The organism is Streptomyces sp. NPDC045967, assembly GCF_056430495.1.
In genome coordinates this window covers 109465-133858 of record NZ_JBWKLE010000006.1, presented here as the reverse complement: position 1 = coordinate 133858, position 24394 = coordinate 109465, and the positions used below count along the sequence as shown (strand labels likewise).

At 73.8% G+C, this 24394-nt stretch carries 24 protein-coding genes; 16 read left to right on the top strand and 8 right to left on the bottom strand.

Annotation, left to right across the window (positions count from 1 at the left end; all coding sequences use genetic code 11):
• Window positions 1-43: 43 nt before the first annotated feature.
• Window positions 44-1972 carry an APC family permease gene (locus AC07FY_RS15310; RefSeq protein ID WP_479005798.1) on the top strand — a complete coding sequence of 643 codons (1929 nt, stop codon included), beginning with the start codon at window positions 44-46 and terminating at the stop codon, window positions 1970-1972.
• Here AC07FY_RS15310 and AC07FY_RS15305 read toward each other — a convergent pair.
• Entirely contained in the window at window positions 1902-3149 is a 1248-nt protein-coding gene (locus tag AC07FY_RS15305; RefSeq protein WP_479005795.1) for a PucR family transcriptional regulator, read from the bottom strand. The two genes, AC07FY_RS15310 and AC07FY_RS15305, sit on opposite strands and share 71 nt — an antisense overlap.
• Before the next feature lie 126 nt (window positions 3150-3275).
• Here AC07FY_RS15305 and AC07FY_RS15300 point away from each other — a divergent pair, with 126 nt between their 5' ends.
• A complete protein-coding gene (locus AC07FY_RS15300; protein ID WP_479005792.1) occupies window positions 3276-3854 on the top strand; it encodes a TetR/AcrR family transcriptional regulator in 579 nt (192 codons plus the stop codon).
• Here AC07FY_RS15300 and AC07FY_RS15295 read toward each other — a convergent pair.
• Window positions 3841-4578 (bottom strand): VOC family protein, encoded by a 738-nt coding sequence (locus AC07FY_RS15295; protein ID WP_479005789.1) that lies wholly within the window; start codon window positions 4576-4578, stop codon window positions 3841-3843. The genes AC07FY_RS15300 and AC07FY_RS15295 overlap by 14 nt on opposite strands.
• A 79-nt stretch (window positions 4579-4657) precedes the next feature.
• Between AC07FY_RS15295 and AC07FY_RS15290 the strand changes: the two genes are divergently transcribed.
• The 8 genes from AC07FY_RS15290 (at window position 4658) to AC07FY_RS15255 (ending at window position 12755) form a co-directional block, all read left to right on the top strand.
• Entirely contained in the window at window positions 4658-5605 is a 948-nt protein-coding gene (locus AC07FY_RS15290) for a DUF4304 domain-containing protein (RefSeq protein WP_479005787.1), read from the top strand.
• 96 nt (window positions 5606-5701) lie between these two features.
• Complete coding sequence (locus AC07FY_RS15285) at window positions 5702-6040, top strand: helix-turn-helix domain-containing protein (protein WP_479005784.1); 339 nt, start codon at window positions 5702-5704, stop codon at window positions 6038-6040.
• A 160-nt stretch (window positions 6041-6200) separates the two neighbouring features.
• Window positions 6201-6614, top strand: coding sequence for a hypothetical protein (locus tag AC07FY_RS15280; RefSeq protein WP_479005781.1), 414 nt, complete (start codon window positions 6201-6203; stop codon window positions 6612-6614).
• A complete protein-coding gene (locus AC07FY_RS15275) occupies window positions 6611-7393 on the top strand; it encodes a transcriptional regulator (protein WP_479005778.1) in 783 nt (260 codons plus the stop codon). Before AC07FY_RS15280 ends, AC07FY_RS15275 begins: the two co-directional genes overlap by 4 nt.
• A gap of 71 nt (window positions 7394-7464) precedes the next feature.
• On the top strand, window positions 7465-7929 hold the full coding sequence (locus AC07FY_RS15270; RefSeq protein ID WP_479005775.1) for a roadblock/LC7 domain-containing protein: 465 nt from the start codon (window positions 7465-7467) through the stop codon (window positions 7927-7929).
• A 68-nt stretch (window positions 7930-7997) separates the two neighbouring features.
• Window positions 7998-8372 carry a hypothetical protein gene (locus AC07FY_RS15265; protein WP_479005772.1) on the top strand — a complete coding sequence of 125 codons (375 nt, stop codon included), beginning with the start codon at window positions 7998-8000 and terminating at the stop codon, window positions 8370-8372.
• Window positions 8373-8563: 191 nt separating this feature from the next.
• A complete protein-coding gene (locus tag AC07FY_RS15260) occupies window positions 8564-12142 on the top strand; it encodes a bifunctional glycosyltransferase/CDP-glycerol:glycerophosphate glycerophosphotransferase (protein ID WP_479005770.1) in 3579 nt (1192 codons plus the stop codon).
• Between the two features lie 124 nt (window positions 12143-12266).
• Complete coding sequence (locus AC07FY_RS15255) at window positions 12267-12755, top strand: VOC family protein (protein ID WP_479005767.1); 489 nt, start codon at window positions 12267-12269, stop codon at window positions 12753-12755.
• On the opposite strand, the gene AC07FY_RS15250 is transcribed toward AC07FY_RS15255, so the two are convergent.
• Window positions 12752-13477, bottom strand: a complete 726-nt coding sequence (locus AC07FY_RS15250) for an SIR2 family NAD-dependent protein deacylase (protein ID WP_479005764.1) — start codon at window positions 13475-13477, stop codon at window positions 12752-12754. The two genes, AC07FY_RS15255 and AC07FY_RS15250, sit on opposite strands and share 4 nt — an antisense overlap.
• 175 nt (window positions 13478-13652) lie before the next feature.
• Here AC07FY_RS15250 and AC07FY_RS15245 point away from each other — a divergent pair, with 175 nt between their 5' ends.
• Window positions 13653-14087 carry a hypothetical protein gene (locus tag AC07FY_RS15245; RefSeq protein ID WP_479005762.1) on the top strand — a complete coding sequence of 145 codons (435 nt, stop codon included), beginning with the start codon at window positions 13653-13655 and terminating at the stop codon, window positions 14085-14087.
• A 55-nt stretch (window positions 14088-14142) separates the two neighbouring features.
• Window positions 14143-14991, top strand: coding sequence for a GNAT family N-acetyltransferase (locus AC07FY_RS15240; protein WP_479005759.1), 849 nt, complete (start codon window positions 14143-14145; stop codon window positions 14989-14991).
• Window positions 14992-14993: 2 nt separating this feature from the next.
• Here the strand turns inward: AC07FY_RS15240 and AC07FY_RS15235 are convergent, their stop codons facing one another.
• From AC07FY_RS15235 to AC07FY_RS15225, 3 genes are all read right to left on the bottom strand, one after another.
• Window positions 14994-15437 (bottom strand): subtilase-type protease inhibitor, encoded by a 444-nt coding sequence (locus AC07FY_RS15235; RefSeq protein ID WP_479005756.1) that lies wholly within the window; start codon window positions 15435-15437, stop codon window positions 14994-14996.
• A gap of 222 nt (window positions 15438-15659) precedes the next feature.
• On the bottom strand, window positions 15660-16121 hold the full coding sequence (locus AC07FY_RS15230; RefSeq protein WP_479005753.1) for a Crp/Fnr family transcriptional regulator: 462 nt from the start codon (window positions 16119-16121) through the stop codon (window positions 15660-15662).
• A 328-nt stretch (window positions 16122-16449) separates the two neighbouring features.
• A complete protein-coding gene (locus AC07FY_RS15225) occupies window positions 16450-16752 on the bottom strand; it encodes a hypothetical protein (RefSeq protein WP_479005751.1) in 303 nt (100 codons plus the stop codon).
• A gap of 346 nt (window positions 16753-17098) precedes the next feature.
• Between AC07FY_RS15225 and AC07FY_RS15220 the strand changes: the two genes are divergently transcribed.
• The gene (locus AC07FY_RS15220; RefSeq protein ID WP_479005748.1) at window positions 17099-19834 is read left to right on the top strand and encodes a DNRLRE domain-containing protein; all 2736 of its coding nucleotides are present in this window, start codon (window positions 17099-17101) and stop codon (window positions 19832-19834) included.
• Window positions 19835-19941: 107 nt separating this feature from the next.
• Here the strand turns inward: AC07FY_RS15220 and AC07FY_RS15215 are convergent, their stop codons facing one another.
• Entirely contained in the window at window positions 19942-20556 is a 615-nt protein-coding gene (locus tag AC07FY_RS15215) for a GNAT family N-acetyltransferase (RefSeq protein WP_479005745.1), read from the bottom strand.
• 61 nt (window positions 20557-20617) lie between these two features.
• Window positions 20618-21073, bottom strand: a complete 456-nt coding sequence (locus AC07FY_RS15210; protein ID WP_479005742.1) for a hypothetical protein — start codon at window positions 21071-21073, stop codon at window positions 20618-20620.
• 124 nt (window positions 21074-21197) lie between these two features.
• Here AC07FY_RS15210 and AC07FY_RS15205 point away from each other — a divergent pair, with 124 nt between their 5' ends.
• The 3 genes from AC07FY_RS15205 (at window position 21198) to AC07FY_RS15195 (ending at window position 24371) form a co-directional block, all read left to right on the top strand.
• Complete coding sequence (locus tag AC07FY_RS15205) at window positions 21198-21494, top strand: hypothetical protein (protein WP_479005739.1); 297 nt, start codon at window positions 21198-21200, stop codon at window positions 21492-21494.
• Window positions 21495-22011: 517 nt separating this feature from the next.
• Window positions 22012-23508: an MFS transporter gene (locus AC07FY_RS15200; protein ID WP_479005736.1), complete on the top strand. Its 1497-nt coding sequence runs from the start codon at window positions 22012-22014 to the stop codon at window positions 23506-23508.
• Window positions 23505-24371 (top strand): peptidoglycan-binding domain-containing protein, encoded by an 867-nt coding sequence (locus AC07FY_RS15195; RefSeq protein WP_479005733.1) that lies wholly within the window; start codon window positions 23505-23507, stop codon window positions 24369-24371. The genes AC07FY_RS15200 and AC07FY_RS15195 overlap by 4 nt, the downstream gene beginning before the upstream one ends.
• The last annotated feature ends 23 nt before the right edge of the window (window positions 24372-24394 follow it).

Here is a 24394-nt window from a genome sequence, read left to right as displayed (position 1 = left end):
CCAAAACGGACGCATTGCGCAAAGGGTGCTCGATCATGCCCCCATGAGGCGTATCCATCTGAAACGCGCACTGGTCGGTGAACCCCTCGACACCGCCCGGATGGGCGAGACCCTGCTCCCCAAACGGCTCGCCCTGCCGATCTTCTGCAGCGACCCGCTCTCCTCCGTGGCCTACGCCACCGAGGAGATCCTGCTGATCCTCGCCCTCGGCGGCGTCGCGCTGCTGCACCTCACCTGGTACGCCGCCGCGGCCATCGTCTTCCTGCTCGTCGTCGTGGTCGCCTCCTACCGGCAGACCTGCCACGCCTACCCGGGCGGCAGCGGGGCGTACGTCGTCAGCTCCGAGAACCTCGGACCCACCGCCGCCCTGACCGCCGCCAGCGCCCTGCTGGTGGACTACGTGATGACCGTGGCCGTCTCCGTGGTCTCCGGTGTCGCCGCGATCACTTCCGCCGTCCCCGCCCTGGACGACCACGAGGTCGGCCTGTCGGTGGGTTTCGTGGTGCTGCTGACGCTGATGAACCTGCGGGGCGTACGCGAGTCGGGCCGGGTCTTCGCCGTCCCCACCTACGGCTTCGTCCTCGTCATCTACGTCATGTTCGCCTGCGCCGCCGTCCGGCTCGCCACCGGCGACACGATCCGCGCCGAGTCCGCGCACCTGCCCATCACCGAGGCGGGCACCTACACCGGCCTCGCCGTGGTGCTCCTCGCCCTGCGCGCCTTCGCCTCCGGCTGTACCGCCCTCACCGGGGTCGAGGCCATCAGCAACGGCGTCCCCGCCTTCCGGAAGCCCAAGGCGAAGAACGCGGCGACCACCCTCGCCGTGATGGGCGGGCTCTCGGTGACCATGTTCATGGGCATCACCGCGCTCGCCATGACCTACCAGGTGCACGTCGCGGCCGACCCCACCGAGCTGGGCCTGCCGCCGGGCACGCCCACCTCCACGGCCCTCGCCCAGATCGGCCGCGCCACCTTCGGGAGCTGGCACTTCCTCTTCTACCTGCTCCAGGCCGTCACCGCGGGCGTGCTGGTCCTCGCCGCGAACACCGCCTTCAACGGCTTCCCGATGCTCGCCTCGATCCTGGCCAGGGACCGATACGCACCCCGTCAGCTCTTCAACCGCGGCGACCGGCTCGTGTACTCCAACGGCGTCGTGCTCCTCGCGCTCGCCGCCATCGCCCTGATCGTCGCGTTCGACGCCGAACTGACCCGCCTCATCCAGCTCTACATCATCGGCGTCTTCGTCTCCTTCACCCTCTCCCAGGCGGGCATGGTCCGGCACTGGCGGCGGGAGCTGGCCTCACCCGCCATCCCGCGCGAGGAGCGGGTGCCTATCCACCGACGGCTCGCCATCAACGCGGTCGGCGCCTGCCTGACCGCCCTGGTCCTCGTCGTCGTCCTGGTCACCAAGTTCACCCACGGCGCCTGGCTCGTCGTCATCGCCATGCCGCTGCTGTTCCTCGGCATGAAGGGCGTGCGCCGCCACTACGACCAGGTCGCCCGGCAGGTCGCGGTCAGCCCCGGTGCGAAGCCGCGCAAACCCGCCCGCCACCACGTCCTGGTGCTGGTCGCCTCCGTGCACGCCCCCACCCTGAAGGCCCTCGGCTACGCGCAGGGCCTGCGCCCCGACACCCTCACCGCCGTCAGCGTCGCCGCGGACGGGGCGGAGGCGGCCCGGCTGCGCGAGGAGTGGGCCGGGCACGCCCCCGACCTGCCGCTGAAGATCCTGCACTCCCCGTACCGCGAGGTGGTGGGCCCGATCCTGGCCCACATCGAGGAACTGGCGGCCGACAGCGCGACGGACATGCTCTCGGTGGTGATCCCGGAGTACGTGGTCGGCCACTGGTGGGAGCAACCCCTGCACAACCAGAACGCGCTGCGCCTGAAGGCGAGGCTGCTGTTCACCCCGGGGGTCGCGGTGATCGACGTGCCGTACCTGCTGGAGTCCGCGAAGACCCCGCCGGCGCCGTAGCGGTGGCGGCCCGCTGGGCCACCGCCGCGTGCGCCAGCGCCAGTTCCACCACGTGCCGGGGGTCCGCCAGCGAGCGGCCGGTGAGCTGCTCCAGGCGCCGCAGCCGGTTCGAGACGGTGTTGCGGTGGCAGTACAACCGCTGCGCGGCGTGCGACGTCGAGCCCTGGCAGGCCAGCCAGGTGCCCAGGGTGGTCAGCAGCAACCGGCGGTCCTCCACAGGCAGCGCCAGCACCGGACCGAGCACCACCGTCCGCAGCCGTCCGGCGAGTTCGGCCTGGGCGGCGACCAGCGCCGCCGGCAGCCCCTCGTCCAGCAGGGCGGTGCGCGGACCGCCCGACTCGGGGGCGGTCCGCAGGGCGAGCGCGGCCAGCCGGTACGCCCGGACCAGGTCGGCGGGGGCCTCCACGACCGGGCTGACGCCCGCGCGGACCCCGAGCGGCGCGAGCAGGTCCCGTACGGCTTCCAGCGGGTGGTGGCCCAGCTCCACCAGGCCCGTCTCACCACCGGCGCGGATCCGCCACAGCACGCGGGGCGCGCCGGCGACGGGCTTGTCCGCGGCTGCCCGCGCCGCCCCGGGGGAGCCGCCGGCGGCCACCACGAACACGGCGAAGCGCCCGCGCGCGGGCAGTCCCAGTTGCGCCGCCGCCTCCGCTGCCGAAGGCCCGCCGGATGCCGGCGGCCCTTCGAGGAGCGCATCCAGGAGGGCCGCCCGGCGCTCCCGGTCGCGATCCGCTCGAGACGCCTCCGTGCGCCGGTAGGAGTCGGACACAGCGTCGGTCATCTGATCCAGTACGTCCCACAGCACGCTCGCACCCGGCAGCAGGCGGGGCAGCGCCGAGCGGTCGTGCGCGGCCACGGCCTCGGTCAGCGCCGTCCAGAGCAGCCGGCCGCCACCGCGGTAGGTGCGCAGCAACAAGCCGAGCGGCAGCCCCCGTTCGGCCAGCAGCGCGCCCGCGGACCGGGCCTCGTCGAGCTCCACCGGCAGGCCGCGGGACGTGCGGACCAGGCTCTCGACGGCCCGGCCCAGACCGTGGTGGATCCGCTCGCGCAGCTCGGCACGGCCGAGCAGGGCGGCGTACGCGGGGTCCTCGGCCAGCGTCCGGTCGGCGAGCCGGTCCGCCGCCACGGCCAGGCGCCGGTCCAGGTCCTCGCGTATCTCCTCGATGATCCGCTCCATGACGGGCCAGCCTGACACGGGGCGGGGCGCGGTGGGGAGGGCCCGGACCGAGCCATCCGCTACCTTGTGCGAAGCACTGCGCGCGCAGTGCTCACCCGACCCCCGCCCCCGACCAGGGACCTGCCCATGCGCCAGAACCCGCAGCGCCGCGCCGCGCTGCTCGACGCGGCCATCGAAGTCCTCGCCCGCGAGGGCTCGCGGGGCCTGACGCTGCGCGCGGTGGACGCGGAGGCGGCCGTGCCCACCGGAACCACCTCGAACTACTTCGCCAACCGCGCCCAGTTGCTCGTGCAGATCCTGCACCGCACGCGCGAACGGCTGGTGCCCGACCCGGCGGACCTGACCGGTCCGCTGGAGGCCAAGGTGCTGCTCGGCGGGTTGCTGGACCGCATGCGCCGCGAGCGCAGCGTCCACATCGCCATGCTCGAACTGCGCCTGGAGGCCACCCGCCGGCCCGAACTCCAGGCCGAGCTGGCCGGGTTCCTGGGCGCGGAACTGGAGGAGAACGTCGCCTGGCACCTGGAGTCGGGGCTGCCCGGCGACCGCAGGGGAGTGGTGTTGCTCTACCTCGCGATGCTGGGCCTCATGGTGGACGACCTGACCGCGCCCACCCTCCTGGACGACCATCCGGTGGAGGGCCTCATCGAGACGATGGCCGAGCGCCTCCTGAAGGAGGAGGCGACCATCCCGGTCAGCGAGGGGTGAGGAGGCAGAACTCGTTGCCTTCCGGGTCGGTCAGAACCGTCCAGGAGATGGCGGACTGGTCGATACCGGGGTCGCCGGCGCCGAGGGCGCGGAGTCGGGCCGCCTCCGCGGCCATGTCGTCACCGGGGTAGGGGCGGACATCGAGGTGGACGCGGTTCCACCCGGTCTTGGGGTCGGGGGTGCGGAGGAACTCCAGGTAGGGGCCCACGCCTTGGGCGGAGCGCAGGGTCGCGTGGTCGTCGGTGACCTCGTGCAGCGTCCAGTCCATCGCCTGGTCCCAGAAGCGGGCCATCCCCCGTGGGTCGGCGCAGTCGACCACCACCGCGGCGATCGGCCCGGTGTCCCGGTAGACCGGGCGGGGCTCCAGGACGCAGAACTCGTTGCCCTCCGGGTCGGCCATGACCGTCCACGGGACGTCCCCCTGACCCACGTCGGCGAGCGTCGCGCCGAGATCCCCGAGGCGCGCGACCAACTCCGCCTGATGCGCGGCCGAGGTGGTGGCCAGATCGAGGTGCACCCGGTTCTTGACCGTTTTGGGTTCCGGGCGGCTGATGATGTCGATGCACACGGCCGCCGGGTCGGGGTAGGCGAAACCCACGGGTTCGAGGTTGGTCACGCCGGGTCCCTCGCTGTCGATACCCCAGCCGAGTGCCTCCGCCCAGAACCGGCCGAGCGCGGAGTCGTCTTGGGCCTTCATGTTGATCTGCACGAGTCGAGTTGCCATGCCGCAGATCCTAGAAGCCGCCGCCGACCCGGGCGGATGGGTTTTTGCCCGGGCCCGGGGGGTTTGTGAAACTGGCGGGGTGAATGCCACCGACCTGTTCCACCAGACGCTGCGCCGGAAGATCGCGCCCGCCCTGCGCGACGCCGGGTTCACCGGGGCCGGGCTCGAGTACCGGCTGCGGGAGGCCGCGCCCGACCACGCGCTGATCGGGTTCCAGCGCAGCGCCGGCGACGGGGACGGGCAGGAGCGGTGCAGGTTCACGGTCAACCTGCGGGCCGTCCCCCACCGGGACCACGAGGCGATGCGGCTGCGGCGCCCGGCCCTCGGCAGCAGGATTTCGGCCAATCGCGTCGGGCCCGTCGGATGGCACACGCGGATCGGCCGGCTCCTCGGCCACCCGCACGACCACTGGTGGACCATCACCGACGCGCGCAGCGCCGACCGGGCCGCCGACGACGTCCTCGCCCTGGTCCTGCGCCATGCCGTGCCCGCCCTGTGGGCCGGGCTCGACGCCCTCACCCCGGAGCACGGGCCCCTACGGGAACCGGTGCCCGACTGCCTGGACCCGTACTGCTTCGGGAGCGGCGCCGCGCCGCGCCCGGCCGGGCCCGCCGCCACGCCCGACGAGCTCGGGGACGCCCAGGTGATCGAGGTCGGCGAACGCCGGTCCAGCTACGTGCTCACCTTCCTCGCCGCCTCGGCGCGCCGGGAGACCAGGCTCCACATCGATGCCCCCTGGCGCCTCGAACAGCCGCTCTTCGGCTGGGTACGGGTCGGCTACGGCCCGGAGGGCGACGTACGGGCGGATCCCTCCCCGGGCAGTACGCTGCCCACCCACCCCCTGGCCCTGCTCGGCGAACTCACCCTGTGCACCGTCGACTCGGCGCGGACCGCGCCCGACGGATCCCTGGTCCTCGCGTTCGAACGGGGCACCCCGCGCGAGAGCGGCCTCACGGTCTCCGCGACCGCGCACGCCCTCGCGGTGGACAGGCCCTGGCGCTTCGAGGACTGGGCCGAGGTCCGGTGATCTTATGCTCAGGTTTACGCGAGTCCGCTGGTTTTGCGGCTGGTGAAGGACTTTGATGGCTCTGCCAGGTTTCGCACCGGAGCAGGGGGACCACTCATGGGCGCCGACCACAGCCAGCAGCACAGCCAGACCCAGACCCAGACCCAGATCGAGACCCAGACACAGACCCAGACCCAGATCGGGACCCGGACCCAAGCCCAGGCCCACGGCCCGAAGGACACCACGCCCACCCTGATCGGTTCCGTCCAGCGCGCGCTGCGCCTCCTCGAGGCGATGTACGCGGAAGGCGGGGTGACGGCCAAGCGCCTCGCCAGACTCACCGGGATCCCCCTGCCCACCGTCTACCACCTGCTGCGCACCCTCAGCCACGAGGGGTACGTCCTGCGCGAGGGCGGGTCGTTCCGGCTGGCGGACGACCTCCCGCTCGCTTCGTGATCAGAAGTCGAGCGGTTCCGGCCAAGCTCTCGCGGGGTTCGGCGCATGTTCCAGCGGAAAATGCCAGAACGCCCTTTCAGCCTCCGGAACTTGAGTAAGTTCCCTCCTGTCGCGCCGTACGACCGTGCACTCCGCACGTCCGGCCGGGAGGGGAGCCCGCGTGCCCGGGATCGACGAATGCCTGCTCGAAGCCATGGCCCTGCCTGGTGCGCGGGGGGCCGCGCTGGTCGACTGGAGCAGCGGACTGGCCCTCGGCACAGCGGGGGACTCGCCCGTGGGCGACCACGAGACCACCGCCGCCGAGACCGCCGAGCTGGCCCGGGCGGCCGCCGAGTACGAATCCTTCGCCGCCGCGGACCCCGCGCCCGGCGGGGTCATACCCGGCGACGCCACCGGACAGCCCGTCGAGGACCTGATCGTCACCACTCGCACCGGCTACCACGTGCTGCGCTTCGTCGAGACGAGCTTCGACAGCAGCGTCTTCCTGCACCTGTGGCTGGACCGGACCGACGGCAACCTCGCCCTCGCGCGCCACAGACTCCGCTCCCTGGCGGAGGGGCTGGTGCTGAGATGACCGCCCCGGCCCCCGCGGTCTCCGTCGCCGTCTCCCCCCTGCTCACCCGGCTCGCCGCCGAGCGCGCCACCGGCGCCCTCTTACGCGACCGGGGCACCCTCTTCCTGGAGAACGGACGCGTCGTCCACGCCGAGAGCCCGGCCACCCCGGGCCTGGACGTCCTGCTCACCACCGGAGGCGGCCTCGCCCCCGAGCGCTGGCGGGAGGCCGTGGACCGGGCCGGAGCCCGCCGCCAGGTCGCCCGGTTCCTCGTCGACAGCGGGGGCCTCGCCGGCGGGGAACTGGAGATCTGCCACCTGGCCGCCATCTTCGACGCCGCCTTCTTCGCCCTCTCCCCGGGCAGCGGGCCCTCCCGCTTCCGCCGCGGCGCCACCCACTGGATCGGCTCCGTCCGGTCCGTTCCGGCCGCCGCCGTGGAGCGCGAGACCCGGCGCCGCAGGGAACTCCTCGACGCGGTCTGGCCCTATCCGCTGCTGGACACCTCCCCGGTGGTGCCGCGGGCCGCGGCACCCGGCCAGACCATCACGCCCCGGCAGCGGACACTGCTGCACCAGGCGGACGGCATCCGCACCCCGGCCGACCTCGCCTGGGTCCTGGGCCGACCGGCCTTCCACACCCTGCTCGACGTACGGCGCCTCGCGGCGGCCGGACTCGTCGAGACGCCGCACACCCCGCCGCCACCGGTCGCGGCACCCCTGCCCGACTGGATGACCCAGGCCCAATCCCCGGACGTGGCGCTGCTCCGCCGGTTACGCGACGCACTGGAGGCAAGCCTGTGAGGCTCCCGCTGCGACCGGCCCTGCGAGCCGACCGCTCCGAGCGGAGGCAGTCCGAAGGGAGAAAGGCAGACATGAGCACGGTGCCGCCCGAGGCGGAGGCAGAGATACTCGCCGAGCTCCGCAGGCTGCGGGCCCGCGTGCCCCAGCTGACCGGCGCCCTCGCCGCCAGCGCCGACGGCCTCGTGCTCGCCCAGGACAGTGCCGCCGCCGAGGGGGAGACCGTCGCCGCGCTGACGGCGGCCGCCCTCGGTGTCGCCCAGCGGCTGAGCGACAGCACCGGCCAGGGCGGATTCCGCGAACTGCTGGTGCGCGGGGAGCACGGCTACGTCGCCACCTATGCGGCAGGCGAGGCGGCCGTCCTCACCCTCACCGCGGAGACGCGCGTCAACGTCGGGCGCCTGCACCTCGAGGCCCGGCGCTCCAGCGTGCGCATCGCCGAACTCATCGACCACACGCTCGGCCGGCGCGGCGGCGGCCCGCTCCCCGCCCCGCCCCTGCCCCCGGTCCCGCCCTCACCGCCCGCCCTTCCCGCCTGAACCCCGTGCCGGCCGGCAGCGGACCGATCCCGCAACTCCCCGCAAGGAACGAGAAAGAGGAAACAGTCATGGCAAACGTCGAGACCACGCTCAAGGACGCCACCACCACCATCGACGGTGCGCTCGGTGCCGCCCTGGTCGACTACGGCAGCGGAATGGCCCTCGGTACCGTCGGCGGCGGCAAGGACCTGGACCTCGGGGTCGCCGCCGCGGGCAACACCGACGTGGTCCGGGCCAAGGTCCGCACGATGGAGATGCTGGGCCTCAAGGACGAGATCGAGGACATCCTCATCACTTTGGGGAACCAGTACCACCTGATCCGCCTCTTGAAGGGCAGGGGCTCCTCGGGCTTCTTCCTCTACCTCGCCCTCGACCGGGGGCGGGCCAACCTCGCGATGGCCCGCCACCAGCTGAGCAGGATCGAGGCGGAGCTGGAGATCTGACCGGAGGGGTCCTCCCGGCCGCGCGGCCGCGCGTCGTCGAGGTGGCGGGCGGTTGAATTCTTTGCCGTCCGCCCCGGCGATGAGCCGTGGTATGCCCGCTATCGGAGGAGTTCGTGATTCCGTCACCTAGTAAGATGCTGTGAGTAGCTGATCATCGATAAAGCACCAAAACGCTGGAGAACCCGCCACCCATGCCCCCGCGCCTGAGCATCGTCGTCCCCGTCTACAACGTCGAGCTCTACCTCGACGAGTGCCTGGAATCCATCGCCGCTCAGACCTTCGAGGACTTCGAGGTCATCCTCGTGGATGACGGGTCCACGGACACGAGCGCCGTCATCGCCAAGGCGTTCGCCGCGCGGGACAAGCGTTTCCGAGTGGTCATGCAGGAGAACGCCGGACTCGGCGCGGCCCGCAACACCGGCGCCCGCCACATCCACCCGGAGAGCGAGTACCTGGCCTTCGTCGACAGCGACGACACCATGCCGGACTACGCCTACCAGCGCATGATCGAAGCGCTCGACGAGACGGGCTCGGACTTCGCCGGCGGCAACGTGAAGCGCTTCCGCTCCGTCGGCATGAACCAGTCCTGGGGCCACCGGGCTGCCTTCGCCAAGACGCAGCTGAAGACCCACATCTCGAAGTTCCCGGCGCTGGTCACCGACCGCACCGCGTGGAACAAGGTCTACCGGCGCACCTTCTGGGACGAGCACGGTTTCCAGTACCCGGAGGGCATCCTCTACGAGGACGCCCCGGTCAGCATCCCGGCGCACTACTTCGCCACCAGCGTCGACATCCTCAGCGACTGCGTCTACCACTGGCGGGTCCGCGAAACCGGCGAGCGGTCCATCACCCAGCGCTCCACCGACCCGGTCTCCCTCATCGACCGCGTGACGTCCGTCCGCCTGGTCCGCGAGGCCCTCAAGGCCAAGCAGGGCGCCAAGTACGTCCGCTACCTGCGCGACTACGACTACAACGTGCTGAGCGAGGAGCTCCCGCTCATCTACAAGTACGTCGGGGAGGGCGGCGCCGACTTCCGCGCCGCGTTCGTCAAGGAGGTCGGCGGCCTCGTCCGCGAGATCGGCACCGCCCCCTGGTCCGGGCTGACCGTCGCCGACCGCCTGAAGGCCTTCCTGGCCAGCGAGGGCCGCGTCGAGGACTTCATCGCGCTCCAGAACCACCAGCGCGACTACCACTACAGCGTGCCCGTCAAGGGGCTCGCCCGGCCGCAGGCGGACTACCCGTTCCTGCAGGGCCGCCCGCCGGTCCCCGCCAAGATCCTCACCCTCGGCCCGCGCGAGCGCCGCGTCGTCAGCCGGCTGGAGCAGGCGGCCTGGGCCGACGGCAAGCTCCTCCTGCGCGGCTACGCCCTGCCCGGCCACCTCGGCGCGGAGAGCCGCCTCGGCTCCCGCAAGATGCTGATCTTCCGCGAGGGGGGCAAGCGCCGCCGCTCCGTGGTCGGCACCCGCACGGTCGCCTCCCCCATGGCCACCGTCATGGCCCCGCACCTCGCGCTGCGCCACGCCGACTGGGCCGGCTTCACCGCGGTCGTCGACCCCTCGATCTTCCAGTCGGGCGGCAAGTGGCACGAGGGCATATGGACCACCTCCGTCGCCGTCACCGGCGCAGGCGGCCTGCACCGCGCCCGCCTGCGGGGCGGCGAGCACGACACCGGCCACAACCCGCCCGCCCACTGGGTCGCCCCCGACGTCCGCGTCATACCGACGGTCACGAGCTCCCTGACCATCCAGGTCGAGGTCGTCCGCGCCCGCGCCCTGGACGTGCGCCCCGCCGGTGACGACGCCGTCGAGATCATCGGCGAGCTCGCGGCCCCGATCGGCGCCGGCGCCGTCCTGCGCGCCGTCCACATCTCCACCGAGACCACCCGCACCTTCCCGCTGGAGAGCGGCGCGGCCGTGTCCGGCCGCACCCCCTTCACCGCCCGTGTGCCGCTCGCCGAGCTGGCCGCCGTACCGGACGCCCCGTGCGAGCCCGGCGAGTGGACCCCCGAGCCCTGGAGCCTGGCCGTGATCGCCGCCGACGGCACCGAGCACCGGCTGGCCCACGACGAGCGCGGCGGCTTCAACGGCCTGGTCCTGCCCCTGCCCGGCGAGGACGCGAACCGCGTCCTGTTCGCCAAGCGCGGCACCACGGGGCACCTCACCCTCTCCGTGCAGCCCTCGCCGCCGCTGATCGACGCCGTCGAGGCCAAGGACGGCACCGTGAGCCTGCGCGGCCGGTTCGCCGCCCCCACCGACGAGGCGTACGAGATCGTCCTGCACAACGCGCACGGCGCGGAGTTCAGCTACCCCGTCACGCGGGAGGGCGAGACCTTCCACACCACCTTCGCGCCCGTGCTCCCCGAGGCGTACGGGGGTCGCACCACGCTGCCCGAGGGCCGCTGGTGGCCCACCCTGCGTCCGGCCGCCCAGGGCGGCACGACCGCGGGCCTGCTCGGCGTGGACCGCGGCGCCCCCGTGCAAATGAGCCCCCAGCTGCTCTTCGCCGGACCGCACCCGCTCACCGTGCAGGGCCGCCGGATGCGGGTCGAGACCCGCTTCCACGACCGCATGGTGCTGGTCGCGGACCCGCTGCTCAGCCCGCACGACCGCTCCCGCTACGCCCAGCGCGTCGCCCGCTTCGAGACCTACCCGGCGCAGCGCGCCCTGCCCGTCAAGGACGTCGTCGTCTACGACACCTTCCGGGGCAACGGCGCCGGCGACTCCCCGCGCGCCATCCACGAGGAGCTGGTGCGCCGCGGGGAGAAGCTCGAGCACATCTGGCTGGTCCGCGACGGCCGCGCCGAGGTCCCGGCGACCGCCCGCGCCGTGCAGTACGACAGCGTGGAGTTCTGGGAGCTGATGGCCCGCGCCCGCTACTTCGTGACGAACGACAGCGTGCCGCAGCACTTCGAGCGCCGCGCCGGGCAGGTCGTCGTCCAGACCTGGCACGGCACGCCGATCAAGCAGATCGGGCACGACTTCGTGCACGACTACTACACGAGCCCGGAGATCCTGGAGGGGCTGGCGCACGACAGTGCCCAGTGGACCCTGCTCGCATCCCCCGGCTCGTACGCGACGCCCCTCCTCAAGCGCGCCCTCGGCTACGACGGCGAGGTCATCGAGGCCGGCAGCCCGCGCACGGACGCGCTGATACGGACCGACGCGGACCGCGTCGCCGAGGTACGGCGCCGGCTCGGCCTGCCCGAGGGCAAGAAGGTCGTCCTGTACATGCCGACCTGGCGGGAGAACTGCGAGGGCTGGTCCGGCGGTTACAAGCTCGACCTGCGGATCGACCTGGAGCAGGCCCGCCGCGAGCTGGGCGAGGACCACGTGCTGCTTGTCCGCGGCCACCACCACGTGGGGGAGCAGGTCCGCGAGGGCGTCCGCGACGGTTTCGTCGTCGACGTGTCCCGCTGGCCCGACGCCACCGACCTGCTGCTCGTCGCCGACGTGCTGATCTCGGACTACTCCTCCGCGATCTTCGACTTCGCGCACACCGACCGGCCGATCCTGCTCTTCACCTACGACCTCGCGCACTACAAGAGCACCCTGCGCGGCTTCAACTTCGACCTGGAGGCGAAGGCCCCGGGCCCGCTGCTGGCGGACTCGGCGAGCCTGATCGAGGCCGTACGGAACGCGGACGCCCTCGGCGCGCAGTACGCGCAGGCGCGGGCGGCGTTCCGCGAGGAGTTCTGCGACCTGGACGACGGCCACGCCACCGAGCGCGTCGTCGACCGGATGCTCGAGCGGGGCGCCGGCCCCGCCCGGTAGGCCGTACGGGCGAACGAGACGCCCGACCACGGACAGGCCCCGGACCCACCGATGAATTTCGGGCCCGGGGCCTGTCTCCATGTGAGGACGCACGCACACCGCACGCACTCACACGGAGACAGCCATGAGCAGCAAGGGATTCACCACGTGCCTGTGGTTCGACGGCAACGCGGAAGCCGCCGCCGACTACTACCTGTCCGTCTTCAAGGACGGCCGGATCGGCCGGATCGGCAGGTACACGGAGGCGGGCCCCGGGGAGCCCGGCGCGGTGACGGTCGTCGAGTTCGAGATCAACGGGCAGAAGTTCGTCGGCCTCAACGGAGGCCCGGCGTTCACCTTCTCCGAGGCGATCTCCTTCCAGATCCACTGCGCCGACGAGGCGGAGGCCGACTACTACTACGGCGAGCTGACCAAGGACGGCGGCCAGGAGTCGAACTGCGGCTGGGTCAAGGACCGGTTCGGGCTGTCCTGGCAGGTCATCCCGCCGGGCGCGATCGATCTGATCAGCGACCCCGACCCGGAACGGGCCGCCCGCGCCACCGCCGCCATGATGACGATGAAGAAGCTGGACGTGGCGGAGATGAGGCGGGCGGCCGACGGCTTCTCCGGCTAGCCGGAGATCCGGGCCAGCAGAGCGGGCAGGGCGGTGCCGATCGGTTCGCGCACGATCTCGTCGGCGAGGGAGTCGTACGGGGTCTCCTCGGCGTTCACGATGATCAGCCGCGCCCCGGCCTCCGCCGCCATGCCGGCCAGTGATGCCGCCGGCTGCACCTGGAGGGTGGAGCCGACGGCGATGAACACCTGGCAGCCCTTGGCCACGGCCACCGCCTGGGCCAGGACCTGCGGATCGAGCCGCTCGCCGAACATCACGGTCGCCGCCTTGAGGATCCCGCCGCACGCCAGGCAGGCGGGATCGGGCTCCCCGGCGGCGACGCGGGTCAGCGCCTCGTCCATCCCGGACCGGGCGCGGCAGGCCGTGCACACCACGGCCCGCGCCGTGCCGTGCAGCTCGAACACCTTGCGGGCGGGCATTCCGGCGAGCTGGTGCAGCCCGTCGACGTTCTGCGTGATGACCCGCACCGGGGTGCCTCCGCGCTCCAGCTCCGCCACGGCCAGGTGCGCGGCGTTGGGCCGCGCCCCGAGGGTGCCGAGCTCGGCGCGCATCAGCCACGACCGGCGCCGGATCTCCGGATCGGCCATGTAGTACGCGTAGGTGAACAGCTTCTCGGCGTCGGGCTCGCGCCTCCACAGCCCCTGCGGCCCCCGGTAGTCCGGAATCCCGGAATCGGTGGACATCCCGGCCCCACTGAACACTGCGACGAGCGGCTTCACCATGATCCGACCCTACGGAGGCGCCCGGGGCCGCCGCGACCCATTTCCGCGCCGCCCGTAGACGCCCGGTGCTTCACTGCCACCCGCTCGGCCGTCTGCGGTCATTCGGGCCCTCCACAGGGGTGAGATCCGGGCCGCGCCCCTGCCCTCGGCCGCGACGGGCGGGTACAAACCCGGCATGAAGCTCAAGCCGTACACCCTTGGCGCCCTGCTGCTGACCCTGCTGGCGCCGGCGACCCTGTCGTCCGCCCCCGCCCTCGCCTCGCCCGTAGTGGTCTCCGCGGGTCCGGAGCGGCACTCCGCCGATGTGATCGGCCGCTTCCTCGCCGAGTTCTACGGCCACCACGGCCCGTCCCCCTACCACCGCGAGACACGGGTCTCGCAGGTGCTCAAGGACCGCCAGAAGGAGAGCCCCGGCATCGACGTCCTGCTCTGCGCCCAGAACGAGCCGTCGGACATCGTGATCGGACCGGTCACCGTGGCCCATTCGGCCGAGGTCGGGTGGTCGACCATCACCACCCACTGGGACGCCGGACGCACCGACACCTTCACCGTCTACGTGCGCCTCGACTCCCGGCCGATCCTGGTCGACGACGTGATCTGCGCGGGCTGACGCCCGGTTCGGCGAACCGGGCCACCCGCTCCGCCCGGACTGCTACAACATCGGCATGACAGGTTTCGAGATCACCGGCGCGAGCGCCGCGGACATGGAGATGATCCGGGTCTGGGCCGCCGAAGAGGGATGGAACCCGGGGGACTCCGACCGGTTCGCCTTCGCGGTCGCCGACCCGGAGGGCTTCCTCGTCGGCCGGCTCGACGGCGAGCCGGTGGCCTGTGTCTCCGCGGTCCGCTACGGCGCCCGTTTCGGCTTCATCGGTCTCTACATCACCCGCCCCGCCTTCCGCGGACAGGGCTACGGCCTGCGGCTGTGGGAGGCGGCGATGAAGCGGCTCGAAGGCCGCCTCATCGGCCTGGACGGGGTGGTGCAGCAGCAGGGGAACTACCGCCGGTCCGGCTTCCACCACGCCTGGAACAACCACCGTTACGAAGGAAGCCCGTTGGGCGGGGTGGCGGGTGAGCGGAAGGTGCGGCTGGTGGACGCGGGCTCGCTGCCGTTCGGTGAACTCGCCGCCTACGACCGCCGTTTCTTCCCCGAGGCGCGCGACGCCTTCCTCTCGGCCTGGACCGCGCTGCCCGGCCGGACGGCCCTGGCCGCCGTCCGCGACGGCCGGATCGCGGGCCTCGGCGTGGTCCGCCCGGCCGGTGGCGCCTTCCGTGTCGGGCCGCTCTACGCGGCGGGCCCCGACGTGGCGGCCGCCCTGCTGCGCGGTCTCGCGGACCACGCTCCCGGCGGGCTGGTCTCGCTGGACGTACCGGACGCGAACCCGGGGGCCGCCCCGGTGCTCGCCGGCCTCGGGTTGGCCCCGGTGTTCGAGACCGCCCGGATGTACACGGGGGCGCCCCCGGCCATCGAACGGGACGGCGTCTACGGCGTCACCAGCCTGGAACTGGGGTGACCTCAGAAGTCGAACAGCGTGCCGCTGCTGTTCCGCATGCCGCACGGGTTCGCGTACGTGTAGGCGTAGGTGAGCCGGCGGCCCTGCCACACCCCCTCGGCCGTCACCGTCGTCGGGTTCCACTCCCTGGTGCACGCGGTGCCCGGCTCGGGCGCCGCGAGGGCGTCCAGCTCGGGCGCGTTCGACCGTAACTCGGCACAGGCGGCCGCCGGGTCCGGGTGCGTCCCGCCCGGCGTCGGTGCGCACACCAGCGTCACCGCGCGCAGCACGGTGCCGGTCGCTGCGTCGTCCCCGGTGGTCTTCGCGAGGACGAGCGCGGACGGGGCGTACAGGCTCTGCGTGCCGGACGGGGCGGCTCCTGCCGACCCGGGCCAGGCCAGCGCGGTGAGCGCGGTGAGCGCCATGGCGGCGGAACCGAGCCCGAGACCCCTGGTGATGGACCGCATTGCGAACACTCCTTCAGGTTGCTGTGTCGGATAACGGACAGGAGTCTCGCCCAACCGGACGGTGAACGCCCGTTCGGACCGCCGTTTTCCGTCACTGATCGTGTGCGCATGCGTGCAGCCCGCAGCGGTGCGCCCCGGCTGACCTGTGGCGCAGCGAGCGGGCGAATCGGCCGAACTCCGACGGGACACGCCCCCGAAACCGCTGCGGAACGGTGCGGGAGGTCAGCCCGCGGAGGCGTGCGGGGCGTACAGATCGAGGAGCCGGGTGCGGGTCTGGTGCAGTCGCAGTGCCAGGACCCGCCCGACCCAATGGCCGATGGCGGACCCGAACGCGGGATCGGCGTCCATGAGCATCCGCACGTTCGCACCGTCGAACTCGTAGGCGCGCACCGGCGTCATCGCCTCGGCGCTCAGCTGCCACGCGTACGGCGGGAACAGCCAGGACCAGCCCACCAGCTCTCCGGGGCCGAGGTTCTCCACCGGCGCGGGCGTGCGGCGGCCGGCCACGGGGATCTGCAAGGTCACCGTGCCGGAGCGCACGATCCAGAAGGACTCCGCCCGGGTGCCTTCGTCGAAGATCCGCGTACCCTCGGGAAAATTGACCTCGCGGGCCTGGGACATCAGCAGGCCACGATGCTCGGTGGCCAGCACGGCAGCCATCCGGACGGGGGAAGGTGTGCTCACGACGGCCTCCGATCACGACCCCCCACGGCGCACTGCTACATCCAGTGTCGCCGACGCGTGCCCGATCCATACCGTTCCGGGCGGCGGTTCTTCCGCGCAGACCCGGGCGGCCGGGGGCCGGTGATCGGAAGGCCGGGGCCGGGCATGATCCGAAAGACCCGCCCCCAGGCCCTGTCGTCACAGTCCGCCTGGCCCGCGACGCCCGGTGCCGCACCTCGCCGCGTTGTCGGGGCGCCCGGGTACGTCCAGTACGTCGGGCGCCCCTGCGCCGTGCGATGCACGGCACCGGACGCCGCGGACCTGACCGGCGCCACTTCGACGACAGGGCCTAGTCCTCCGCGTTCGCCTCCAGGCAGGCCACTTCCATGGTGTCCAGCACCGCCTCGTGACTGCGCCCGCTCAACTCGGCGGCGTTCTCGATCTGCGCCGTCGCCCACGCCGCCAGCGTCATCGCCAGGACCCGGAGCCCGTCGGTGCCGTACTCGGCCAGGATCTCGTCCGTGACCGCCATGGCCTCCTCCGGTACCTGTTCGGGCGGCTCCAGACCCGCGAGGCGTCGCAGCATCGCGAGGGTACGGCGCGAGATCTCCGGGGTCAGCCTCGCCAGCCGCATGTCCTCTTCCTCGTCCATCCGCCCCACCCCTCCGCCGCGCACCGTGACCATCACCTCAGGGCACCGTAGAGGGACGCGGCCCCGCGCGGGGCCGTTTCGCCGGGGCGGGTTCCCGCGGGCGCTGACCGGCCGGCCATCCGGACGGCGTCATCCGGCCGGACCCGGGCGCCGGCCCCCGGCGGGGGCGACACGGGGAGGTCCCGGCGCGATTCGGTATCTGATGCGTCAAGTGGGGTGAAGGGAGGGCCGATCCGCCCTAGGGTGCGCCCGTACGCATGACCGCGGACCACCGTACGGCGGTTTCCGGCCATGACGGGCGACCGGGCACGGCGCGGCCGCCCACCACACCGAACCGGGGGGTTTCATGCGTGGATCCGGACGACGACTGGCAACCGCTCTCACCCTGTCCCTGGCCGCCACCGCGGCCCTACCGGGCCTCGGCCTGATCCCGCGGGCGGCGGCCGTCACCCCGCCCGTGGCGTTCACCGCCGACGCCCTGCCGACCTGGCAGCCCAACGGCGTGGTCTGGGCCCTCGCCGAGGCCGGCGGCAAGGTCTTCGTGGGCGGCACCTTCTCCACCGTCCGCCCGCCCGCCGGCGGAGCCGGCGGCGAACAGCCGGCGGTGAACTTCGCGGCGCTCGACGCCGCCACCGGCGCGCCCACCTCCTGCACGCTCTCCTTCACCATCGGCTCGGGCACCGCCACCGTCCGCGCGCTCACCCTCTCGCCCGACAAGCAGACCCTCTACGCGGGCGGCTACTTCGGCGCCGTCAACGGCACCCCGGTCTCCAGCCTGGCCGCCATCGACGTGGCCACCTGCACCGTGAAGCAGGGCTTCCGGCCCGCCTTCGCGGCCACCGTCCGCGCCCTCGCCGTCGCCGGTGACACCGTCTACGCGGGCGGCGACTTCCTCACCGTGGCCGGCCAGCGGCGCGAGCGCTTCGCCGCCGTCGACGCCGACGACGGATCCCTGCGGCCCTTCACCGCCCACGCCGACGAACCCGGCCGCGCCGTCGAGGTCACCCCCGACGGCACCCGCGTGCTGCTCGGCGGCGACTTCTTCACCGTCAACGGGGCGAACAGCCACGCGCTGGCCGTCGTGGACGCGACGACCGGTGCGCTGACCACGGCCTATCCCGGTTTCATCGAGGCCAACTCGGTCGTCAAGGACATCGCCACCGACGCGACCGGCTTCTACACCGCCAACGAGGGCACGGGCGGCGGCGTCTTCGACGGCCGCATCGCCCTCGACCTCCCCGGCTTCGGCCAGCGCTGGCGCGACACCTGCCTCGGCGCGACCCAGGCCGTACTGCCGCACCAGGGCGTCCTCTACAGCGCCTCACACGCCCACGACTGCTCCAGCGTCGGCGAGTTCCCCGACGGCCAGCGCCACCACCTGCTCGCCCAGCCCACCACCGCCACCGGCAAACTCGGCTGGTCCCCCGACACCAACGACGGCATCGGCGAGGGCATCGGCCCCCGTGTGATGACCGTCGGCGCCAAGGGCGGCGTCCAGTACCTGTGGGTGGGTGGCGAGTTCACCACCGTCAACGGCGCCGCGCAGCAGAGCCTGACGCGCTTCGCGTCCACCGGGGACACCGGAGCGCCCAGCGCACCCCTCGCGGGCGCCGTCAGCTTCACGCCCGGTGAGGTCCAGGTGCGTTGGCGCACCGGCCTCGACCTGGACGACAGCACGCTGACCTACCGGATCCACCGCAACGGCGCGGCCGCACCCATCGCCACGGTCAACGCCGACTCGCTGTTCTTCCGCCGCCCCCAGGCATCCTGGACCGACACCGCCGTGACCCCGGGCCAGACCTACACCTACCGGGTGAGCGCGACCGACGCGGCCGGCAACACCAGCGCCCTGTCGGCCGCCGCGACCGTGACCGTCCCCACGTCGGTGGACGGCTACCCCCACCAGGTACGCGCCGACGGCGCCCAGCAGTACTGGCGCTACGACGAGTCCGCCCTGCCCTTCGCCGCCGACTCCTCCGACGGAGGCAACCAGAGCGGTGTGCACCTGAACGCCCCCGCCCTGCGCCAGACGCCCGGCGCGGTCTCCGGCGCGAGCACGGCGATCGGCTTCAACGGCACGGACACCCAGGTGTACGGGGACAAGCGCCAGACGGTCGGCAGCAGCTACACGATCGAGACCTGGTTCAAGACCGGCACCACGCGCGGCGGCAAGCTCTTCGGCTTCGGCAACAACCAGTCGCGCGGCAGCAACCAGTACGACAAGCACCTCTACATGACCAACGACGGCCGCCTCGTCTTCGGCGTCTACACGGGGGCCACCCGCACGGTCACCACCGGTGCCTCCTACAACGACGACCAGTGGCACCACGCCGTCGCCACCCAGGGACCCGGCGGCATGACCCTGTACGTGGACGGCGCGGTCAAGGGCACGCTGGGCGTCACCACGCACGAGAACTTCTCGGGCTACTGGCACGCCGGCGGCGACAGCCTCGGCGGCTGGCCGGACCGCCCGACCAGCGACCACTGGGCGGGCCGACTGGACGAGACGGCCGTCTACCCGACCGTCCTGAGCGCGGCGCAGGTGCAGCACCACTACGCGCTCGCCACCGCCCCGGCCGACTCGGTGGTGCGGGTGACCGCCTCTGAGGACACCTACGCCAACGCCGGGGCCCCCGGCGCGAACTACGGGGCGTCGAGCTCGCTCGCCGTGCGGGGCACCTCGTTCTACGCGAGCTACCTGCGCTTCGACCTGCCCGCCGCGCCCGCGGGCACGGTGCTGAAGTCGGCCGTGCTCAGCGTGAAGACCAGCACGATGAGCGGCGCGGGCACGGCGGACACCGTCTCGGTCGTCCCGGTCACCGGCTCGTGGACGGAGGCCGGCACGACGTACGACAGCCGGCCCGCCCTCGGCGCACCGGCGCTCGGCGGCTTCGCCGGGATCCCGGACGGCTCGGCGGTGCACACCGCGGGGCTGGACACGCAGACCATCGCCGGGGCTCTCGGCGGCGGCTACAGTCTGGCCCTGAGCAGCACCGGTACCGACGCCCTGTGGCTGTGGTCCTCGGAGGCGCAGGCCCATGAGGGCACCCCGCAGCTGACCCTGACGTTCGGCGCGCCGTGAGGTAGCACGGAACCGGCCGCGGACGCCGGTGGCAGGGGGCGCGGGGCCGGTCCGGCTCCGCGCCCCCGCGTGCGCGGCCGGCCGGACACGACGCGGTCCCGCTGACCTCACCCGGAGCCGGGACCGGCGGACTCCCAGCGGACTTCGCCGTCTTGGCGGTACGCGGTCGGGCGCAGCCCGCAGGCCGCCGCCACGGCTGCGGAGGCGGCGTGGTCCGGATGCACGTGCGCGACGAGCAGGCCGACGGGCAGCCGCCGCAGCCAGCCGGCGAGGGCCCGGGCGGCCTCCGTGGCGAACCCCTGCCCCTGCCAGGCCGTGCCGACGGTCCAGGCCAGTTCGGCCCGGTCGTCAGCCGGGCGGATCGTGGCCTGCACGGTACCGATCAGGCGGCCCGGCCCGCGCAGCCGCAGCGCCCAGTTGGCCCAGACGACCGCGGGATCGGCGGAGCCCGCCACCAGCCGCTCGTACCGCGCGCGCAGCGCGGTCGGCGACAGCGGCGCCCCGCCGATGAAGGAGTACAGCGCCGGATCGCGCAGCACCGCAGCCATCTCCTCGGCGTGCGAGGGACGCAGCGGCACCAGATCGAGACGCCGGGCCCCGACGGCACCCGGCCACACCACCGAGCGGCGCGGCCGCAGCGCCGTGGAACCGCCGTCCGTCGGTCGGGGCTCCGCGGCGCCGGCGCGGGTGAGGGGGCCTGTCAGTGTGCCGAGCATTCCCATGCGGCGAGTGTCGGGGTTGCGGGCGGCGAGGGCCACCGGATTTCGGGCGCCGGAAGGCCGGTCAGCGCGGGGGTTCCACCTCCAGGAAGCGGCGTCGGCGCGGGCCCCGGTAGAGGAGGCAGACCCAGCCGAACCGTTCCAGTACCGCCGCGCAGGCCGTCAGCCGCTCCTGCTCCTCCTCCACCGCGCCACTGCCCTTGGGCCCGGTCCAGGTCACCTCCACGCGCCCCGGGTCCGGGCCGGCGGTCACGCGGTAGCCCGTCCTGGTCGGCCGGCCCTCCGCGTCCGCCGCGGACGGCGTGATCCCCGACGCCTCCAGGGCGAGGGCCACCGCACGCACGGGCCGGCGAACCTCCCAGGGTGCGGGAACCGCCTCGCCCGCGGGACCGTTGACCACTCGGCGGATCTGCAACAGCCCCTCGCGGGCCGTGCGCAGCTCCGCCGCCCGCCCCGCCTCGGGGGCCGCCGGGCCGTCACCGGTCGCCGGCTCGAAGCCCTGCCCGGGCACCGCCGCCACCCCACCACCCCCTGTGCCGGGACGCGCCCCGTACGCCGCGTCCTGTCCGTCTGAGTACGTCGTGCCCAACGGCCTGAGTATCCGACCCGATTCCCCGCCGCGCCGCCGCTGGTCGAATGGGAGCATGATCTCCGAGGCCTCCAGCACCGCGCCGGTCCGCCCGCGCATGCAGCACGTCACCACCGCCGGTTCGGCCCTGGCCGTCGCCCTGGTCCCGCTCGTCGTCGGCGTGCTGTTCGCCAAGGCGATGGCAGCCGACCCGATGACGCCGGTCAACGCGCTCATCGCGGGCGGCGGCCAGCGTGCCGTGCTGCCGCGGGGGGAGTGGGGCCGCCGGGGCCGCAGCACGGTGCACCGGCTGCGCGCCGCCCGCCGGGGCACGGCCCGCCGGTGCGCCTCCGTGTGCGGCCGCCGCCCCTGACCGTTCGCGTCGAGCCGCCGCGTCCGGGCCAGGGTCGGCGGGCAACCGAGCCCGGTCGGCGGCCCGGCCCGTGGCCTCCCGGCCCGCCGACCGGGAAGGCGGCGCGTCGGGCGCCCCGGTGCGCGGCAGGGAGCCACCCGGCGGATCCGGAGCCGCGCGCTGCGGCCCGGCGCAGACGCGCAGCCGGCGCTCGCGGGCAGCGCCAGGAGGGAGAGGGGCACGGCCCGGCGCGACTGCATCGGACCACCTTGCCGCACGGCCATGCCCGGCCTCACGCGTCCGGGTGACGCCGACCGCCGGGAGCGACCGAAGCCGGGGGAGGGGCGCGGGGGAGGCCGTGGATCCCCGGCCGGGCGCCGAGGCGGGGGTCAGGAGCGGAAGGAGCGGCAGCAGCCTAGGGAAATGTGCCGGGCGCACGCAGAATGGCGACGGCAGCGCGGGCGACGGGGAGGCGCGACCCCCGGTGGGCCCGCGTGCTGCCGAGTCCTGCCGCCGACAGCCCTACGGAGCTCGACCCATGACCTCAGCCGCCGCGCCCGGCACCCCCGCGCCCGATTCCGGCCCGGCCCACCGAAGCGAACCCGCACCCACGGCCCCGCACCCTGCCGGGCTCCCCGGCCCCGCGCCCGTCCCGGCCACGGCCCCGGAGCACGCGTCGCCCGCCGCCCTGAAGCCCGGGTCGCCCTCGGAACCGGGACCCGCCTCACCCACCGTCCCGGGCTCTCCACCCGCCTCGGCTACCGCGTCCAAGACCGCTCCACCCGCACCGTCCGAAGCGGCCGCCCCCACCGCCCCCCGACCCGGTGCCCGCACCGCGTCCCCGGCCGCTGCGTCCGACTGGAAGGCGTGGGCGGGGGTCTGGGCTGTTGCGCTCGGGATCTTCTGTCTGATCACCTCCGAGCTGCTGCCCGTCGGGCTGCTCACCCCCGTCGGCGTCGAGCTCGGTGTGTCCGACGGGACCGCCGGGCTGATGATCACCGTGCCCGGCCTGGTCGCCGGGTTCTGCGCGCCCCTGGTCACCGTGGGCGCCGGCCGGCTCGACCGGCGGGTCGTGCTCTGCGCGCTCATCGCCCTCACGGCCGCCGCCAACATCGCCGCCGCCCTCGCCCCGGGCTTCGCCGTGCTCCTCGCGGCCCGCGTGCTCGTCGGGGTCGGCGTCGGCGGATTCTGGGCCGTCGCCGGCGGGCTCGCCGTACGGCTCGTGCCCCCGCGCCACGTCGGCCGGGCCACCGCGCTCGTCTTCGGCGGCGTCCCGGCCGCCTCCGTGCTCGGCGTGCCCGCCGGTACGCTGCTCGGCGAACTCGGCGGCTGGCGCACCGCCTTCGCCGCCGTCGGCGCCCTCGGCCTGATCACCCTGGCCGCCCTGCTCCTCCTGCTGCCTCCGCTGCCGCCGACCGGGCACGTCTCCTTCGCCCAACTCCCCGCCCTGCTCCGCTCCAACCGGGGGGTCCGTGCCGGGGTCGCCGTCACCTTCCTGGTGGTGACCGGGCAGTTCGCCGCCTACACCTTCGTCCGGCCCGTCCTCCAGGACGTCTCCGGCATCGACGCCGGATACATCAGCACCCTCCTGCTCGGATACGGCCTCGCCGGTGTCGCCGGCAACTTCCTCGCCGGGGCCCGCGGCGTGCCCCGTACGCTGCTCACGGTCAGCCTCTGCCTCACGGCGGTCCTCGCGTCGATCGCCGTCCTGCCCGGAGCGGCCGCCGGGACCGCGCTGCTGCTCGCCTGGGGGCTCGCGTACGGCGGTGTGTCGGTGAGCCTGCAGCGGTGGATGCTCCTCTCGGCTCCCGCCTCGGCCGAGGCCGCGACCTCGCTCATGGTCGCCATGTTCAACCTGGCCATCGCGGCGGGCGCGTTGCTCGGCGGGCTCGCGGTCGACCGCATCGCGGTCGCCGCCGCACCGCTCGGCGGGGCAGCCCTGATGCTGGTGGCCGCGGGCACCGTCTGGGCCACGTCGTTCCGCCGGCAGTCCGGCGATACGGATGCCGCGGGGCAGACCGGACACCCGGCTTGACCTGGGCCGTCGTCGAGGGCGAGAGTGCGCCGGTCGAGAACCACCGCTCGAACAGCACTTCCGAGAGGCCGCCGATGTCCCACCCGGGCAGACCCCGCGCCCACGCCGGCGACGAGAGCGCGGGCACACCCGAGGACCGCCATCCGCTCGTGCGGCCGTACGTCGCTTCCCCGGACGGGACCGCCGGGCCGACGGGCTCGCCCGCCTGGTTGCAGACCGGGCCGCTCTCCTTCCCGGGCCCGGCGCCGTCCCGCGCCTCCGCGCCCGCCCGGGCACCCGCCCCGGGGCCCCGCACGGAGGCCGCCTCCTCCCGTGTGACCGGCCGTCGCGGCGGCGGCCGGTCCATGGCCGTGGCCGGCCTGCTGGCGCTGGTCGTGGCCGGCGGGGCCGTCCTGCTGAGCGTCGGCTCGGACCCGCAACCGCCGCCGCGCTCCGAGCGGGCGCCCGAGCTCTCCGTGCCCGCGCTCCCCGCGCGCAGTCCCGGCGCGGTGGGCGAGCCCGGAGCCGGGGCCGCCAACCCGTCCGGCGCGCCCACGGCGACGGCCCCGACCGCCCCGGCGTCCGCCTCGCCGAGCGCGTCCGCTCCGTCCGCCGGACCGTCGGGCCGGCCGCCGACGCCCTCGCGCGGCGCCCCGGCCGCGGCGTCCTCGGCACAGCCGCCGACGTTGCGCATGGGGGACCGCGGGCCCGAGGTGCGCGCCCTGCAGGAGCTGCTCTTCGGGCAGGGGTTCACGTACGTCTCGATCACGGGCGTCTACGACGGCCAGACCAAGCGCGGTGTCAGCCAGCTCCAGCGCGACCGGGACATCAAGGGCGACCCGCAGGGCGTCTACGGCCCGGCCACCCGGGCGGCGCTCGCCTGACGGCGCCCGCCCGATCGGCGTTC